Annotated in this window: 13 protein-coding genes; 9 read left to right on the forward strand and 4 right to left on the reverse strand. The window is 53.4% G+C overall.

Annotation, left to right across the window (positions count from 1 at the left end; translation table 11 throughout):
• Positions 1-41 precede the first annotated feature (41 nt).
• Both V3851_RS13275 and V3851_RS13280 read right to left on the reverse strand, forming a co-directional pair.
• The gene (locus V3851_RS13275) at positions 42-872 is read right to left on the reverse strand and encodes a carbohydrate ABC transporter permease (RefSeq protein ID WP_331847018.1); all 831 of its coding nucleotides are present in this window, start codon (positions 870-872) and stop codon (positions 42-44) included.
• A complete protein-coding gene (locus V3851_RS13280; RefSeq protein ID WP_331847019.1) occupies positions 872-1,759 on the reverse strand; it encodes a carbohydrate ABC transporter permease in 888 nt (295 codons plus the stop codon). The genes V3851_RS13275 and V3851_RS13280 overlap by 1 nt, the downstream gene beginning before the upstream one ends.
• 219 nt (positions 1,760-1,978) lie before the next feature.
• On the opposite strand from V3851_RS13280, the gene V3851_RS13285 reads away from it, so the two are divergent.
• The 6 genes from V3851_RS13285 to V3851_RS13310 all read left to right on the forward strand — a co-directional run bounded on the left by V3851_RS13285 (position 1,979) and on the right by V3851_RS13310 (position 10,256).
• Positions 1,979-3,805 (forward strand): cache domain-containing sensor histidine kinase, encoded by a 1,827-nt coding sequence (locus V3851_RS13285; protein WP_331847020.1) that lies wholly within the window; start codon positions 1,979-1,981, stop codon positions 3,803-3,805.
• Positions 3,798-5,450 carry a response regulator transcription factor gene (locus V3851_RS13290; protein ID WP_331847021.1) on the forward strand — a complete coding sequence of 551 codons (1,653 nt, stop codon included), beginning with the start codon at positions 3,798-3,800 and terminating at the stop codon, positions 5,448-5,450. Before V3851_RS13285 ends, V3851_RS13290 begins: the two co-directional genes overlap by 8 nt.
• A gap of 140 nt (positions 5,451-5,590) precedes the next feature.
• The gene (locus tag V3851_RS13295) at positions 5,591-6,895 is read left to right on the forward strand and encodes an ABC transporter substrate-binding protein (protein WP_331847022.1); all 1,305 of its coding nucleotides are present in this window, start codon (positions 5,591-5,593) and stop codon (positions 6,893-6,895) included.
• Positions 6,896-7,024: 129 nt separating this feature from the next.
• Positions 7,025-9,148, forward strand: coding sequence for a glycoside hydrolase family 36 protein (locus tag V3851_RS13300; RefSeq protein WP_414859303.1), 2,124 nt, complete (start codon positions 7,025-7,027; stop codon positions 9,146-9,148).
• A gap of 206 nt (positions 9,149-9,354) precedes the next feature.
• Entirely contained in the window at positions 9,355-9,792 is a 438-nt protein-coding gene (locus tag V3851_RS13305) for an SRPBCC family protein (RefSeq protein ID WP_331847023.1), read from the forward strand.
• Positions 9,793-9,794: 2 nt separating this feature from the next.
• Positions 9,795-10,256, forward strand: coding sequence for an ArsR/SmtB family transcription factor (locus V3851_RS13310; protein WP_331847024.1), 462 nt, complete (start codon positions 9,795-9,797; stop codon positions 10,254-10,256).
• Positions 10,257-10,525: 269 nt separating this feature from the next.
• On the opposite strand, the gene V3851_RS13315 is transcribed toward V3851_RS13310, so the two are convergent.
• Positions 10,526-10,738 carry a hypothetical protein gene (locus tag V3851_RS13315; RefSeq protein ID WP_331847025.1) on the reverse strand — a complete coding sequence of 71 codons (213 nt, stop codon included), beginning with the start codon at positions 10,736-10,738 and terminating at the stop codon, positions 10,526-10,528.
• A gap of 151 nt (positions 10,739-10,889) precedes the next feature.
• Between V3851_RS13315 and V3851_RS13320 the strand changes: the two genes are divergently transcribed.
• Both V3851_RS13320 and V3851_RS13325 read left to right on the forward strand, forming a co-directional pair.
• On the forward strand, positions 10,890-11,456 hold the full coding sequence (locus V3851_RS13320) for a TetR/AcrR family transcriptional regulator (RefSeq protein ID WP_331847026.1): 567 nt from the start codon (positions 10,890-10,892) through the stop codon (positions 11,454-11,456).
• 225 nt (positions 11,457-11,681) lie between these two features.
• On the forward strand, positions 11,682-13,184 hold the full coding sequence (locus V3851_RS13325; RefSeq protein ID WP_331847027.1) for an MDR family MFS transporter: 1,503 nt from the start codon (positions 11,682-11,684) through the stop codon (positions 13,182-13,184).
• A 115-nt stretch (positions 13,185-13,299) separates the two neighbouring features.
• On the opposite strand, the gene V3851_RS13330 is transcribed toward V3851_RS13325, so the two are convergent.
• On the reverse strand, positions 13,300-14,049 hold the full coding sequence (locus V3851_RS13330; RefSeq protein ID WP_331847028.1) for an SDR family NAD(P)-dependent oxidoreductase: 750 nt from the start codon (positions 14,047-14,049) through the stop codon (positions 13,300-13,302).
• Between the two features lie 315 nt (positions 14,050-14,364).
• Between V3851_RS13330 and V3851_RS13335 the strand changes: the two genes are divergently transcribed.
• Complete coding sequence (locus V3851_RS13335) at positions 14,365-14,892, forward strand: hypothetical protein (protein WP_331847029.1); 528 nt, start codon at positions 14,365-14,367, stop codon at positions 14,890-14,892.
• Positions 14,893-14,960 lie beyond the last annotated feature (68 nt).

Here is a 14,960-nt window from a genome sequence, read left to right on the forward strand (position 1 = left end):
GCCGTTTTTTATGCATATTCAAGTCCATGTGGCTCGTAAACTCAGCCCTTCACCGCACCGGCGACGACGCCTTTAACGATGTATTTTTGCAGGAAGATAAAGACGATGATCGACGGCAGGACGGCCATGACCATGGCGGTCATCGCATACTGCCAGTCGGAGGTGTACTGCCCGACGAAGGTGTAGGCGGCCAGAGTAAGCGTCTTTGTGCTCGGCGAACCGTTGACCATCAGGAGCGGGAGCAGGAAGTCGTTCCAGATCCACATCACGTCGATGATGATGATCGTGGTCGTTACGGATTTAAGCAGCGGGAAGATCACGCTGAAGAACAGCCGGAACCCGGACGCGCCGTCGATCGTGGCGCTTTCGTCGATTTCCTTCGGAATCCCTTTGACGAAGCCGTGGTAAATGAACAGGGCCAGCGGAGCCCCGAAACCCCAGTACAAAATGCCGAGCCCCCACGTGCTGTCGGACAGGTGCAGGCCTTTGGCCATTTGCAGCACGGTAAGCATGATCGATTGGAACGGAATCAGCATCGGCATGATACAGAGGAAATAAATGATGCTGCTCGTTTTGGATTTCGTCCGCGCCAGCTTGTAGGAGGCGATGGATGAAACCAGGATGATTCCGGCCAGGCCGAGAATCGTAACCACCGCATTGTTCAGGAACAGACGCGGGTAATTGATGTATTTCCATACATAAGTATAGTTTTCGAATGTCAAAGTCTTCGGCAAGGCGATCACGTCGGTCATGACCTCGGAGAAGCTTTTCAGCGAATTGATGATGGTCAGGAACAACGGATACAGGAAAATTAAAGACAAGATGACCATGACGACTTCGAGGACGATGCGTCCCGCTTTGTTTGTTCTCATCAAGCTTCAACCTCCCTGCGTTTGAAGATCGTCAATTGAATGACGGTGATAATCAGGACCGCTACGAACAAGATAAGCGCTTTGGCCGTACCGTAACCGTACAAGTTATTTTGGAACGTATCGCGGTAAATGTCATAAGCCACCGAGTAAGTAGTGCCGCCGGGGCCGCCGCCGGTCAGCGACAGGATGACGTCAAATACTTTGATCGAGTTGGTCAGCGCCATAAAGACGGAAATTGTAATCGACGGCGCGAGCAGCGGCAGAGTAATGCTGAAGAACCGCCGCACAGGACCGGCTCCGTCCACGGTGGCCGCCTCCTTCAAATCGTCGGGCACGGATTGCAATCCGGCAATGTAAATAACCATGTAGAACCCGACCGATTGCCACAGCGAGACGAGCAGGACGGAAATGAACGCAAGTCCCGGTTCCCCGAGCCAGCTAAGCCCGAATACTCCCCAGCCGGTGCTCGCCCCCAAGGATTCGAAGCCTTGCATAAAGATGAATTTCCAAATGAAGCCGACGATGACCAAGCTAAGAATGTAAGGAATGAAAAATGCCGCTCTCAGCCAGGAGGTCGTTTTCAGCTTCATGTCCAGGATCAAAGCCAGCAGGATCGCGATCACATTGACCAGGACGATATACAAAACCGCATATTTCACAGTAAACCAGGCGGCGTTCGTAAAGTTGGCGTCGCCCATAAATATTTGTTTAAAGTTGTCGAATCCGACGAATGTCGGATGCTTGGAAATCCCGTTCCATTTGGTCAGGGAATAGCGAATCGTCATAATGAACGGATAATAGAACACCGCCAGGACACAAATCAGGATCGGAATCGTAAAGGCTGCAAATTCCACTTTTTCGGCCCGTTTTCTCCCAAGTTTCAACATAAATGCACCTCTTTTTCGCTTGCGATCATTCGACAATCGCTGTTGGTTTTCAGCCGCAATCCGGACTTGCTTGTAAATTTGACTTTTTGAGCGACTACTTTAATGTGTATTATAGAACAGGGGTTTTCCGTCCTAAATGGATTTAAGAAAACAGTTAAGGGTAAAAAGGTGAACTGTAAAAAACTGCGCACAACGCTTTTCCGCCAGGAGGTGACGATCATGTTTAAACGTACGAGAAGAGCGTTCCAAGCTTTGATTGACCGGATGTCGCGAAGGTTGGTCAATAAGCTTATTTTGTTGTTTTCGACGATAATTATCCTTGTTGTCGGGTCATTGACCATAATTTCATACCAAATGATTCAGAAGGAATCCTTTAATTACAGTATGTCCAGTACGGCGAATAACTTGAAACTCGTCAATCAGAACCTGGAGGATTATCTCGCCGGCATTGAGCAGTTGTCTTTGCCGCAAATCGATTATGACGATCTCATCCGCGCGGTCGTGAACGAGGCGGACGACTATTCCTCCAAAATGTACCTGGAGGATTATTTGCGCGGCCTGTTTTATTCGCGGGGTGATTTGAACAGTATTTACCTCTATTTGATCGACCAGGGGAAATATTATTCGATTTCCCAGGAGGCTTACGATATCAAGCTGAGGGTCAGCTATGAGGGGCAGATTCCGAATCAGGACTGGTACAAGCGGGCGATGGAAAGCCCGAATAACCGGTCCTATCAATCGTTTGTCGATCCAAACGCCGACCCGGGCTATTCCTCGCTGGCCGACCCCGGGTTCATGGCCTATCACCGGGTGCTGCGGTCGATCGCTACTCGGGAACCGCGTGCGGTCATTTCATTTTATTTGAAGCCGACCGTCAAGGACGGGATTATGAAGGATATCCCTTTCGAGGAAGGGGAGCACCTGTTGTTCCTTGACCCCGATAATGTTCCGTTCCATGCGGACGACCTTGATTTTTACGGGCAAATGGCACAGTCGGATTGGCTCCCGGAGCTCGGCAATCAGGAGAAGCCGGATCCGATCACCTGGACCACGGAGGACAAGAAGTATCTGGTTGTTTACAATATCGGGGAACAGGACGGTTGGAAGCTGATCAAGCCGTTGCCATACAGCAAGATCTATGAGGCGGCCAGAACGACGCGGAATTTGAACTATATGATCGGGCTGATGTTCCTCGTGCTCGCCATTGTGCTGGTTACGTTAACTTCCAATGCGATTACACAGCCGCTCAAGAAGCTCTCCCACCAAATGAAGCGTTTCAGTGAAGGGACCTTCGATGCTTCGGCGGAAGTGAAAGGCCGGGATGAGCTGGCTTACTTGACTCGCCATTTCAATCGAATGGTGACCCGAACCAATGATCTGATCAACGAGCGGTACAAAATGAAGCTGGTGGAGAAAAACGCGATTCTTAAAGCACTCGAGGCTGAGATCAACCCGCATTTTCTGTATAATGCCTTGCAGGCGATTTCCACCAAGGCGCTAAAGAGTGCGGATTATGAGGTTGCGGATATGGTCGATGCGCTGGCTTTGACCCTGCGATATTGTATAAGCGGAAAAGACATCGTATACGCTAGGGAAGAGCTAAAGCATATCGACCGTTACTTGGCCTTACAGAAGGCCAGATTCGGCAGCCGGCTGGACGTTACGGTCGAATGGGACGACTCGCTCATGGAGCTGCAAATCCCGAAACTGTCGATTCAGTCGCTGGTGGAAAACTCAATCAAGCACGCCGTGGAGAAAGTATCGGGCGCGGTCAAAATTACCATCCGGGCGGAACTGAGGGACAGCCATGCGGCGATCACTGTAGAGGATAACGGCCCGGGGATTTCTCCGGAGCGGCAGGAGCAGATCCTGAAGTCGTTCCTTACGGAATGGGAGGAACAGGAAGGGGAGAATATCGGTTTGAAAAATTTAAATACCCGGTTGAAGCTGCTGTACGGGGAAGCGGCCGGATTGGAGATGCAAAGCGGGGATACCGGGACGCAAATGACGATGCTGATTCCGCGGGGGGGACAAAGTCATGTATAAGGTGCTTATTATAGATGACGAAGAGCCGGTACGCGAGGCGATCTCCATTCTGGGGGATTGGAAAGGGCTGAATGTCTCCGAGATTCTGGAGGCGACGGACGGTAAATCCGGGCTCGCGATGTTGAGAGAGCAACGGCCGGACCTGGCGATCGTGGATATGAAGATGCCGGAGATGAACGGGGTGGAATTTCTGCGGGCGGTGGAAGCGGAATTTCCTGAGCTGATGACGATTGTGGTCAGCGGATACAACGATTTCGAATTTACCCGCCAGGCCATTCATTCCAAGGTGATCGATTATTTGCTGAAGCCGATCAACCGGCAGGATCTCAACCAGGCGCTGCACAAAGCGATCGGCCTGGCGGAAGCGAGAAGGCAGATCCGCAGCGAGTCGATCAATCGCAATATCGCCTATAATATGTCCCTGCCGAAGCTGAAGGAGAAGATTTATTTTTCGATTATCGAGCGCAGCTTCAAAACGAACAAAGCGTTCTTGTCCCTGATCGGCGCCGATGACGCCAGTCTGCGCTTCGGGGTCATGGCGCTGCGCATTCTTAATATGGAGGCGATCCGGGACAGCCGCTTCAATTCCGATACGGAGCTGTTGTATTTCGCCACCGAGAACGTGATCAACGAGATGTCCGAAGAAGGGTTCCAATGCTTCAGCTTTGCCAATCCGAAGCAGGAGCGGGAGATTATCGCCGTATTTACCTCAAGCGGCGGATATAGCCAGGAGCTCTCGTTCCGTTCGGAGCAGCTCATGAAGCAGGTGGTGTCGAGCTTAAGCTCGCTGTTCGGGATCATCGCCGCGGGCGGGATCGGTTCCCCTTGCACCGAGGCGCTGGATTTGGCCAAGTCCTATGAGGATGCCAGCGTATCTTTACAGGGTATCGATCTGTTGAAGCTGACGGGGAAAGCCGTGATCGGTACGGCCGGACAAGGCGGCAAGTCACCGGCTCGGGAGGTGCATTCCTTGACGGGGCGGATGCCGATTCTGCGCAGTGCGCTGGAAGCCGGCAATATAAACCATGCGAAGACAGTGCTCGGGGAGTTTACCCGCAAGGTGAGATCCGCCGATTCCTTCACCTTCGGCGATGCCGATCGAATGATCCGCGAAATGGTCGTACTGTTTAACGATGTGGCGCTGGAGCTCGGCACATCCGCCGACAAGCTTCCTTCTTCCGGAGGCGAGCGGGCTTTGCGGTCCGTTCAATTGAGAACGGATTTTGCCACTTTTGATGAATTCGAATTGCGGATAATGCAAATACTTGAATACTACAGCGAGCAAATCCGCCAGTCGATGGCCGGAAACCGTCCGTTTAATGTGGAGGATATCAAGGAGTATATCGACAATCACTATTTTGAGGACATTAAGATTTCGATGTTTACGGAGAAGTATTTTCTCAGCCGGGAGTATCTGATGAAGCTGTTCAAGCAGCAATTCGGATACGGAATTCATGAATACGTTCAGAAGGTAAGAATGGACAAAGCACAGCAGCTGTTGGACGATTCTTCGCTGAAAATCCAGGAGATTTCGGAAATGCTGGGGTTTAAGGACAAGAACTATTTCAGCAAGGCCTTCCGGAATTACTACTCGATTTCACCTTCGGAATACAGAGCCGGAGGGAACGGGAAGGGCAAAAAGTGAACTGGACCAGTACACCACTTTTTTACCCTCAATTCACCACTTATCTACATTTTTATCTGCAAGCCTTTTCATTAGAATAGGGACCATAGCAGGGCAACCTCTAGAAACAACACAACACCAGGAAAGTGGGGGTAAATTTTATGAAGAAAAAGATTTGGGCCACGGTGTTCAGCTTGACGCTGATCCTGGGTCTGTTGTCCGCTTGCGGCGGTAACAAAGCGGCTAACAACGGAGCGAACACGGGCGGGGCCGCGAACAACAACGCGCCGGTCACGATCAACATGTTCACCGCTTCGCCGGAATACACGGACGCCTTCAACGCCTACATCGAAGAATACAAAAAAGTGAAACCGAATGTAACGATCAACCTGGAGATTATGCAAGCGGACTACAACACGGTGCTGAAATCCAGAATCGCAGCGGGCAGTACGCCTGACGTGTTCCAAACGACCGCAGGCGGCGATATCGATACTTTTGCCGAATATAGCGCCGATCTGACGAATGAACCGCTGGCAGCCGCCATGACCGACGCCGTTCGCTCCAACATGTCTTCAAGCGATGGTAAGGTGCTTGGTCTGCCGGTAAAAGGCAATCTGTTCTCGATCATTTACAACAAGAAGCTGCTTGAGGATGCGGGAATCACGACCTTCCCTAAAACAACGGCAGAGCTCGACGATGCGATCGCCAAGCTGGAAGCCAAAGGGACTATTCCTTTCGCAAATGCTTATAAAGAATGGTGGGTATGGAAGCATGTATTCCAACATTTCGTGGATGCAGCTGCTATTGACGCCGGCGTAAGCTCCAAAGAGCTGGTAGATAAATTCATTGCCGGGGATGCCAAAATTAAAGACTATCCCGTTCTGTACAACAATTTCTTCTCTTTTGTCGATACGACGGTAAAGCACGGCACGGACAAACCGCTTGAACGCGACAGCAACGCGCAAATCAGCGACTTTGCTTCGGGCAAGGCAGCCATCATGATCGGTAAAGGCGCATGGGATGAAGAAGCGATCAAGAAGATCACGCCGGACATTCAAATCGGCATCGCCGGTTACCCGGTTAGCGACAAACCGGAGCAATCGATGATCATTACTGGGGCCGACCAGGCGCTGCGGATCAATAAGGATTCCAAAGTCGTGAAGGAAACGGTCGAATTCTTCAACTGGCTGTACACTTCGGATTACGGCAAGAACTGGTTCTCCAGCGTAGCGAAGGTGATTCCGCCGATCAAGGATGCTCCGCTCCCGGATCTCGATATGCCGAAACAAATGGACGAGATTCTGAAAACGGAACAATCCGGCGATCTGGCCATCAACTACTCGCTGGATACGTTCCATCAAAAATTCGGTGAGATTATGCAGTCCTACATCGGAGGCAACAAAGACAAGGACAGCGTCGTGAAGGAAATTGAACAGGCTTGGGTACAACTTGGTTCGGCTCAATAAATAACGAATGGGATCAAGTAAGCGCAGCACCGGGCGGTGCTGCGCTTTTTCATTTCATAAGTTCCCTTGAAGGTGTAATCTAGTATGATAAGGACTTGGGATTATTCGACAATAAAGGCGGGTGCTTTAATGATGTCTGAATGGATTCGTATTTCGGAGAACGGGCTTCATCTGGTGGTTGAAATCACGGAGGAGAAGGATGTACGGCTGCTTCATTTCGGCGCGGAGGCATTTGATGAGGGCTTGATTGCCGAGGTACAGAAGCCCGGATTCAGGTTGATGGAGCTGCAACTGACCGGCGAGGACCGGGCCGAGTACCATGGCCGGACGCACCGGGCGACCTATCCCGGTTTGCGGATGCGTTACGACGCTCACATCGATTCCCGGAACGAGCTTGGCCGCAAGCTGGAGATCGCTTTGGCCGATCCGGCGACCTCCCTGCGGGCCGTACAGCATTTCCAATTTTACGACGGGATTCCCGTGGCGCGGGTCTGGACGGTTTTGGCGAATGAAGGTCACGATTCGCTTGGCGTGGAGTACTTGTCAACATTCGCTTTGACCGGCCTTGATAAAGAAGGGCGCATGGATCGCGATGATAAAATGAAGCTGTTCATCCCGCATACCGGCTGGCAGAGCGAGCTGCAATGGCGGGATTACCGGCTGCCGGAGCTGGGATTGTCGCATGTGATCGACCGGACCTCCAAGCGGATATCTTGCAGCAATACCGGCTCCTGGTCGGCGGCCGAGCATATTCCGATGGCGGTACTGGAGAACGAGGAGGCCGGAACGAGCCTGTTCTGGCAGATCGAGCATAACGGGTCTTGGCACTGGGAGATCATCGATCAATATGATCACCTGACGCTGCTTGTCAGCGGACCGACCGAACACGATAACCATTGGTGGATTCGGCTTGAGCCGGGCGAGGAATTCGTCAGCGTTCCGGCCGCGGTCGGAACGGTTACCGGCGGTTTTGACGCGGCGATCGGGGCGCTGACCCGGTACCGTCGCGTGATCCGCCGTCCGAATGAAGATAACCGCAAGCTGCGGGTTATTTTCAATGACTACATGAACTGCCTGTGGGGCAGCCCGACGACGGCGAAGCTGCTGCCGCTGATCGATGCGGCGGCCGAGGCCGGCTGCGAGTATTTCTGCATCGACGCGGGCTGGTACGCCCCCGGCGAATGGTGGGACGGTGTCGGCGAATGGCTGCCGTCGGAGGAACGCTTCCCGGAAGGGATCAAGTATGTGCTGGATTACATTCGCGGCAAAGGGATGATCCCTGGCCTGTGGCTGGAACTGGAGGTCATGGGCATCAACAGTCCGAAGCTGAAGGATACCGACGACAGCTGGTTCTTTATGCGGCACGGCAAAAGGGTCAAGGACCGCAGCCGCTACCAGCTCGACTACCGTAATCCGCAGGTGACGGCCCATGCCACGGAAGTGATCCGCCGCCTCGTCGAAGATTACGGGGTCGGCTACATCAAGATGGACTACAACATCAACGCCGGCATCGGGACGGAACGGGACGCGGACAGCTTCGGCGACGGACTGCTGCAGCATAACCGCGCTTATCTCGCCTGGCTGGACGGCATTTTCGCCCGTTATCCGGACCTGGTGATCGAGAACTGCTCCAGCGGCGGGATGCGAATGGATTATGCGATGCTCAGCCGGTACAGCATTCAGTCCACCAGCGACCAGGAGGACTATGTCAACTATGCGGCGATCGCGGCGGCATCCCCATCCGCGCTGACGCCGGAGCAATCGGCGGTCTGGTCATATCCGCTGCGCGAAGGCGACGACGAGGAGGTCGTGTTCAACATGGTGAACGCGCTGCTGCTGCGGGTTCACCAGAGCGGCCATCTCGCCGAGCTCAGTCCGCGCCGCCGGGAACTGGTCAAGCAGGCGCTGGATTACTACAAAACGATCCGCGCCGACATCCCGGAGGCGCTGCCGTTTTGGCCGCTCGGCCTGCCGACCCAGCAGGACGACTGGGTCAGCCTCGGCCTCCGCAAGGATGACCGCGTGTACCTGGCGGTCTGGCGGGTGCGCGCCAGCGGGAGCGAAGACGCCGCGGTTCCGGCGGAGAAGGTGCTGCCGCTTGGCCAGTTGAAAGGCAAGCCGCTGGAGATCCGCTGCGCTTATCCGCAGGGCTTTGCGGGCGAGGCCGATTGGAACGACGCGACAGGGGAATTGACGGTAGTCTTGCCGGCCGAGAAGACGGCAAGACTGTTCGAGATTCGCGTGAAGGAATAACGAAGGAGTTCAACAACCGGTAGGGCCGATGGCCGGTGAATGGAGAAATTGCAATGAATTAATAGAGGGTCGTATTCACAACCTAAGGGTTGGTAAGGATACGGCCCTTTTTATTGTTGACATGAAACCTTTTGGTTTCGTATAATGACTTTGTTGAAGTGAAACCTTTGGGTTTCCAATTTTATGTTTGGAAGGAGCAATACCCTATGGAAGATACCAATTTGACCGGGGCGCAAGGGGCGCTGCCCGATATCCGGCATACGATTTCGCTGAATGCGCCGATAGATAAGGTTTGGGATGCCGTCGCCACGGCGGAGGGCTTGTCGGCCTGGTTCATGCCGAGCGATCTGCAGGCGGTGGAGGGGCACCGCTTCCATCTGCAGGCGGGACCCTTTGGGGAATCTCCGTGCGAGGTGACGCTGGTCGATCCGCCGCATAAGCTTGCCTTCAAATGGGGCAAGGACTGGACGCTGACGTTTGAGCTTGAAGAGCGGGAAGGCGGAACCTTGTTCACGTTGATCCACGGCGGCTGGACGGCCGAACAGGTCACCGAGTTCGGCGAGCCCCACAAGATTGTGCGCGGCCGGATGGACCAAGGCTGGGCGGGACTGGTCGGCAAGCTGTCCGCTTACGTCGGAGGCTGAGCATGACGGCCGCTGCGTCAAAGCCGGACGTATTCCAGGCCGTCGCGGACCCGACCCGGCGCGAACTGCTGGGGCTGCTCGGCGACCGCGAGCTGCCTCTGAAAGAGCTGACCGGCCATTTCCCGATGAGCCGGACCGCCGTCTCCAAGCACCTGCGGGTGCTTGCCGACGCGGGGCTGGTCCGGGAGCGGAGGGTCGGCCGGGAAACGCGCTACCGGCTGGACGCCGATCCGCTGCTGGAGCTGAAGCGCTGGCTCGCTTACTTCGACCGCTTCTGGGAGAATAAGCTCTCTATGCTGAAGCATTACGTCGAGTCCGCCGAAGCGGACGGCGGCCCGGCGGGGGAACCGGCGGATGGGGGAACACTCCGCCTGGCCGGTCCCGGGCCCGGACGTGAAACCGGGCTTGGACGTGGGCCCGGACCCGGCCACAGGCATGGCCACGGGCATGGCCACGGGCCGTGAAGTCCCCCGGGCCCGACGCCGCCGCCGGACCGAAATTAACTGGAAAACCTCCAGTTAATTTCCCGCTTTTGGCCTTTTCCGTGGATTTAACTGGAGAACCTCCAGTTAATTTCACATTTTTAGCCTATTAACCGATATAAACGCAAAAATAACTGGAACTTTTCCAGTTATTTTTTATTTGCCCGCTTTTTTTGGACAATTAACTGCAGGAAATCCAGCTAATTGCGAGAATTGGCGAGCGTAGGCGCTCATAAGGATTAGTTACACTACTAAGAATCGTTGTTGGTTAAGTAACTTGTCAGCAAAGCGGCAACCAATACTATGACTGCGGCCGAGACCATCTGCACCACGTTCTCGTAATTGACCGCTAGGTGTATGGAATTAAACAATACGTTCTTCAAAAGAAAGAAGAGTATTTGGAACAGGGCGATAAAGACCAGCATTTTCACGGCCCAGTGTTTGAACGCTTTGATGACGATCATCCTCCACTCACACTCTCATAAGTTACTGCCAGTTATATTTTACAGTAAAAATGGTTCCTGCCATATTTAAGATTCTTGACAATGGGTGCACCTGATTATAGTATATATAGACCGATTGGTACGAATTTAAATTAGACGAGAGGTTATTGCCATGGCGAATGAGAATCCTACGCGCAAAACCCTGATTGAAACGACGGCCAAATTGCTGCTGAACCAGGGCTATAACGCAACCGGCCTGAATCAGATTACACAGCTTAGCGGGGCGCCTAAGGGATCGTTGTACTATCATTTTCCCGAAGGAAAAGAACAGCTTGCCTGCGAGGCCATTCATTATACGCAGACCCGGGCCAGAGTCGGCTTGGAAAACGCACTGCAATCCGTATCCGATCCGGTCGAAGCGGTTCAGAAAGTTCTGGAGGAGATTATCGGGCATTTTGAACAGGATGAACCGATCGGCATCCCGATCGGCATCGTTGCCCATGAGACGGCCAAGAGCAATGATACGATTCGCCAGGCCTGCAACAATGCCTATGAATGCTGGGGGTTGGAGTTCCGGAAGAAATTCGTGTCCGCCGGATACCCGGAGGAGGAGGCCCAGGAGCTGGCGACCATGATTAATGCAATCATCGAGGGTTCCATCATCATGAGCCTGACTCAACAAAGCAGCGCGCCCCTGCGAATTGCGTCAAAGCTTGTTCCAAAGCTGTTTAAGAAGTAGCGGAATAGCGGAATAGCGGAAGAAAATATGACCCATGGCGGACTTTACCGTTTCTTGAAGGGGCAGCGGTCGCCGGGCTCATTTTTTCTCAGGAGTATGCTTAAAATTTTATATATAGAATGGTCTACAAGAATTAAAACGCCAAGGACGCAACCTGCCGGTTCTCCTTGTTCATATAGAGACAAAGAAAACATATACCATGGATAGTTTGGAGGAAAATATACAATGAATATTGGAGCAACGGGGACGGCTTCCGCGCCCCAAACGGAAGGAATTCGAAGGCTTCCGATCACCATTGCGCTGATTATCGGCGCGTTCGTTTCGATTTTGAACGAAACGCTGTTGAATGTGGCTTATACCGATTTAATGAAGGAATTGAGCGTCACCCCTTCGACCATTCAATGGTTATCTACCGTTTATATGCTGGTGATCGGCATTCTGGTGCCGATTACGGCTTTGCTGATACAGTGGTTTACGACAAGACAAATGTTCCTTTCGGCCATGATCCTGTTCTTGATTGGCACGATAGTGGCCGGGGTTGCGCCCAGTTTTGCCGTGCTGCTGACGGGACGGATCATTCAAGCCATCGGTACGGGGCTGCTGCTGCCCGTCATGATGAATACGATCTTAACCATCTATCCGCCTGAAAAAAGAGGCGCGGCCATGGGTACCATCGGCCTTGTCATCATGTTCGGTCCGGCGATCGGCCCTACGTTGTCCGGATTGATTCTGGATTCGCTGAACTGGCGTTGGCTGTTCTTCCTTATCATTCCGCTCGCGGTGTTCTCGATCCTGTTCGCCGCCGTCTATTTGCGCAACGTATCCGAGATCACCCGCCCGAAGGTCGATTTCCTGTCGATCCTGCTCTCCACCATCGGTTTTGGCGGGGTGGTATACGGCTTTAGCCACGCCGGCGAAGGGAAAGGATGGTCCGACCCGGTCGTATATATCTGTTTGGTGGCCGGCTTTGTTTCTCTGGGCTTATTCGTCTGGCGCCAGTTGGTCGTCAAGGAACCGACCCTGGATGTCCGGGTGTTCAAATATCCGATGTTTGCCCTTGCCTCCGTGCTGTTGATGGTCATGACGATGACCCTGTTCTCCACCTTGATCTTGCTGCCGATGTATTTGCAGGGGGCGCTGCTGCTGGCTCCGTTCGCTGCGGGCGTGGCGCTGCTCCCGGGCGGCGTGATCAACGGCCTGATGTCGCCGGTTGCCGGCAGGCTGTTCGATAAATTCGGCCCAAGGGCGCTGGTCGTACCCGGACTCATTATCGTGATCGCCACCTTGTGGTTTATGAAAGATCTAACCTCGACCACTCCGGTCGGCACGGTAATCGGCTTGCACATTGCGCTCCTGATCGGGATTTCCCTGGTGATGATGCCAGGACAAACGACGGGGCTCAATCAATTGCCGCGGCAGATGTATCCGCACGGCACCGCCATCATGAATACGCTGCAGCAAGTATCGGGAGCGATCGGCACGGCGCTGTTCATGAGCATTTATTCCTCCGGCCAAGTCCGTTATCTGCAGGCTTCGGCGAATCCCGAGGATCCGGCGGAGATGTCGAACGCACTGGTTTCGGGGATTCACAGCGCATTTACGATTTCGATGTTCGTCGGGGTTCTGGCGCTGGTGCTCGGCTTTTTCCTTCGTCGTACCGAAGCGCCGGTCGAGGCTCCGCACCATCCGGTTCACCCGAAGGCGCAGCCGCAACCGCAGCAGCACTGAGGAATAAGAAGCTGCAAATCAACCTATAAATAAAAAATCCCGGCAAATACCGCATGTCCGATAAACGGGCGGTTTTGCCGGGATTTTTTTTACTTTTATCAGGCAATGATCCGATCTACCCGTTCATAACGCTGCCGCCGTTGGCACCAAGCACCTGTCCCGTGTAGATATTCGCGTCGTCCGAGGCGAGGAACAGCACCGATTTGGCGATTTCCTGCGGGAAGGCGAGCCGCCCGAGCAAATAGCGGGTATCGTTTTTGTGGCTTTCCTCCAAGGACGAGCGGACATCGGTGAACGTACCGCCCGGCGCGACCGCGTTGACCAGCACGTGGGGCGCAAGCTCGCGCGCGAGCGATTTGGTGAACGCGGTAACCCCGCCTTTGGCCGCGGCGTAATGCGACAATTCGGCCGCGCCCTGGCTGGCGAGGTCGGAGGTCACATTGATGATTTTGCCGGATTTCCGTTCCAGCATCCTGCGGGCCGCTTCACGCGAGGTATAAAACACGCTGTAAAGGTCGATTTTAATCATCCGGTCCCATTGCTCGTCGGTCATCTCCGTAAGTTTGACCGCTTGGGCAATCCCGGCATTGTTGACCAGAATATCCAGCTTACCGAACTCTCTGTCCAATACCGCGAACATTTCCCGTACCTGAGCCGGGTCGCTGACGTCGGCGTTATAAATTTCCGCGCGTATTCCGAATGATTCCGCCTGGCGCCGAACCTCGGCGGCCTCTTTTTCATCTCCGAAATAGTTGATGAAGAGATGCATTCCCGCCTTGGCGAACTCCAGGGCGATCGCTTTGCCGATTCCCCGGCTGGCTCCGGTAATCAAGGCGACTTTAGGTTGCGAGTTGTTTTGAATCATGTTACGTGTTCTCCTTTAACATTAGATGTCAGTTATTTCTTCACAATGACCAATATATCATCGTTTTTCGACAGAGTCTTGAATTTTGATGTAATTTTATGAATTTATTTGCAGTGCAAAACATTTTGATTTACCCGGGATACCGCATCCAACGGATAAGATTTTGTCACCCATGTTTAACCGCACTGTGACCCTTTTGGCATTCCCCGATCATATAATGGAGATAGAAACGGAACCTGAAGTTTAAAGTCCCGTGAAATGGTTATTTATACTTATAATGTAGATCGACGAAAGACAGGAAAGGCGGACGCTGCAATGAGAAAAATAGGATCGGTACTGCTCCCCCTGCTTCTGATTATTGGGATATCTTCAGTGACTGCGCCCGGTTCCGAGGCTGCCGGACCCGAGACGCCGCACTCGCCGCCGGCCGGTGAGTCCCGACAATTGACCGTTTACATTGACCGCTTGCATCTTCAAGCGAACGGCGGTGACATTTACGTCGATCCGATCCGTTGGTATACGGGGAAAGAAGCCGATGACGTTTTTGCCAAGTATGAGCCAGATGCCGGAATCGACGGGCCGCCGGACGGATATTATATCGTGAATGAGGATGAGCGGTTGGAGCATTACCCTGTGGCGAAGGATGCCGAGGTGCGGATGCAAATCTATGATCATACCGGCAACATTGCCGATCTCGATATTGTATGGAACGAGAAAGTCAGTCTGCAACAATTCGGGGAATTGCTCCGGCACAAGGAAGTGTTGGATCTCACCCTGTTTCCTTACCACTTGACCGTCGAGAACGGGAGGATAACTAAAATCGTTCAGCAGTATGTGCCCTAATCCTTCTGTTTGAAGGCCTGAGGAATAGCCCTCGGGCCTTTATTTTGCGGTGACTTTCGTCACAACTT

Source organism: Paenibacillus haidiansis, assembly GCF_036553665.1.
GTDB classification, from domain to species: domain Bacteria; phylum Bacillota; class Bacilli; order Paenibacillales; family Paenibacillaceae; genus Fontibacillus; species Fontibacillus haidiansis.

Excerpts from the sequence above, each read along its gene's own strand:
- V3851_RS13315 (WP_331847025.1), bottom strand. The coding sequence starts at position 10,738 with ATGATCGTCATCAAAGCGTTCAAACACTGGGCCGTGAAAATGCTGGTC.
- V3851_RS13320 (WP_331847026.1), top strand. The coding sequence starts at position 10,890 with ATGGCGAATGAGAATCCTACGCGCAAAACCCTGATTGAAACGACGGCC.
- V3851_RS13330 (WP_331847028.1), bottom strand. The coding sequence starts at position 14,049 with ATGATTCAAAACAACTCGCAACCTAAAGTCGCCTTGATTACCGGAGCC.
- V3851_RS13275 (WP_331847018.1), bottom strand. The coding sequence starts at position 872 with ATGAGAACAAACAAAGCGGGACGCATCGTCCTCGAAGTCGTCATGGTC.
- V3851_RS13305 (WP_331847023.1), top strand. The coding sequence starts at position 9,355 with ATGGAAGATACCAATTTGACCGGGGCGCAAGGGGCGCTGCCCGATATC.
- V3851_RS13290 (WP_331847021.1), top strand. The coding sequence starts at position 3,798 with ATGTATAAGGTGCTTATTATAGATGACGAAGAGCCGGTACGCGAGGCG.
- V3851_RS13335 (WP_331847029.1), top strand. The coding sequence starts at position 14,365 with ATGAGAAAAATAGGATCGGTACTGCTCCCCCTGCTTCTGATTATTGGG.
- V3851_RS13310 (WP_331847024.1), top strand. The coding sequence starts at position 9,795 with ATGACGGCCGCTGCGTCAAAGCCGGACGTATTCCAGGCCGTCGCGGAC.
- V3851_RS13285 (WP_331847020.1), top strand. The coding sequence starts at position 1,979 with ATGTTTAAACGTACGAGAAGAGCGTTCCAAGCTTTGATTGACCGGATG.
- V3851_RS13300 (WP_414859303.1), top strand. The coding sequence starts at position 7,025 with ATGATGTCTGAATGGATTCGTATTTCGGAGAACGGGCTTCATCTGGTG.
- V3851_RS13295 (WP_331847022.1), top strand. The coding sequence starts at position 5,591 with ATGAAGAAAAAGATTTGGGCCACGGTGTTCAGCTTGACGCTGATCCTG.
- V3851_RS13325 (WP_331847027.1), top strand. The coding sequence starts at position 11,682 with ATGAATATTGGAGCAACGGGGACGGCTTCCGCGCCCCAAACGGAAGGA.
- V3851_RS13280 (WP_331847019.1), bottom strand. The coding sequence starts at position 1,759 with ATGTTGAAACTTGGGAGAAAACGGGCCGAAAAAGTGGAATTTGCAGCC.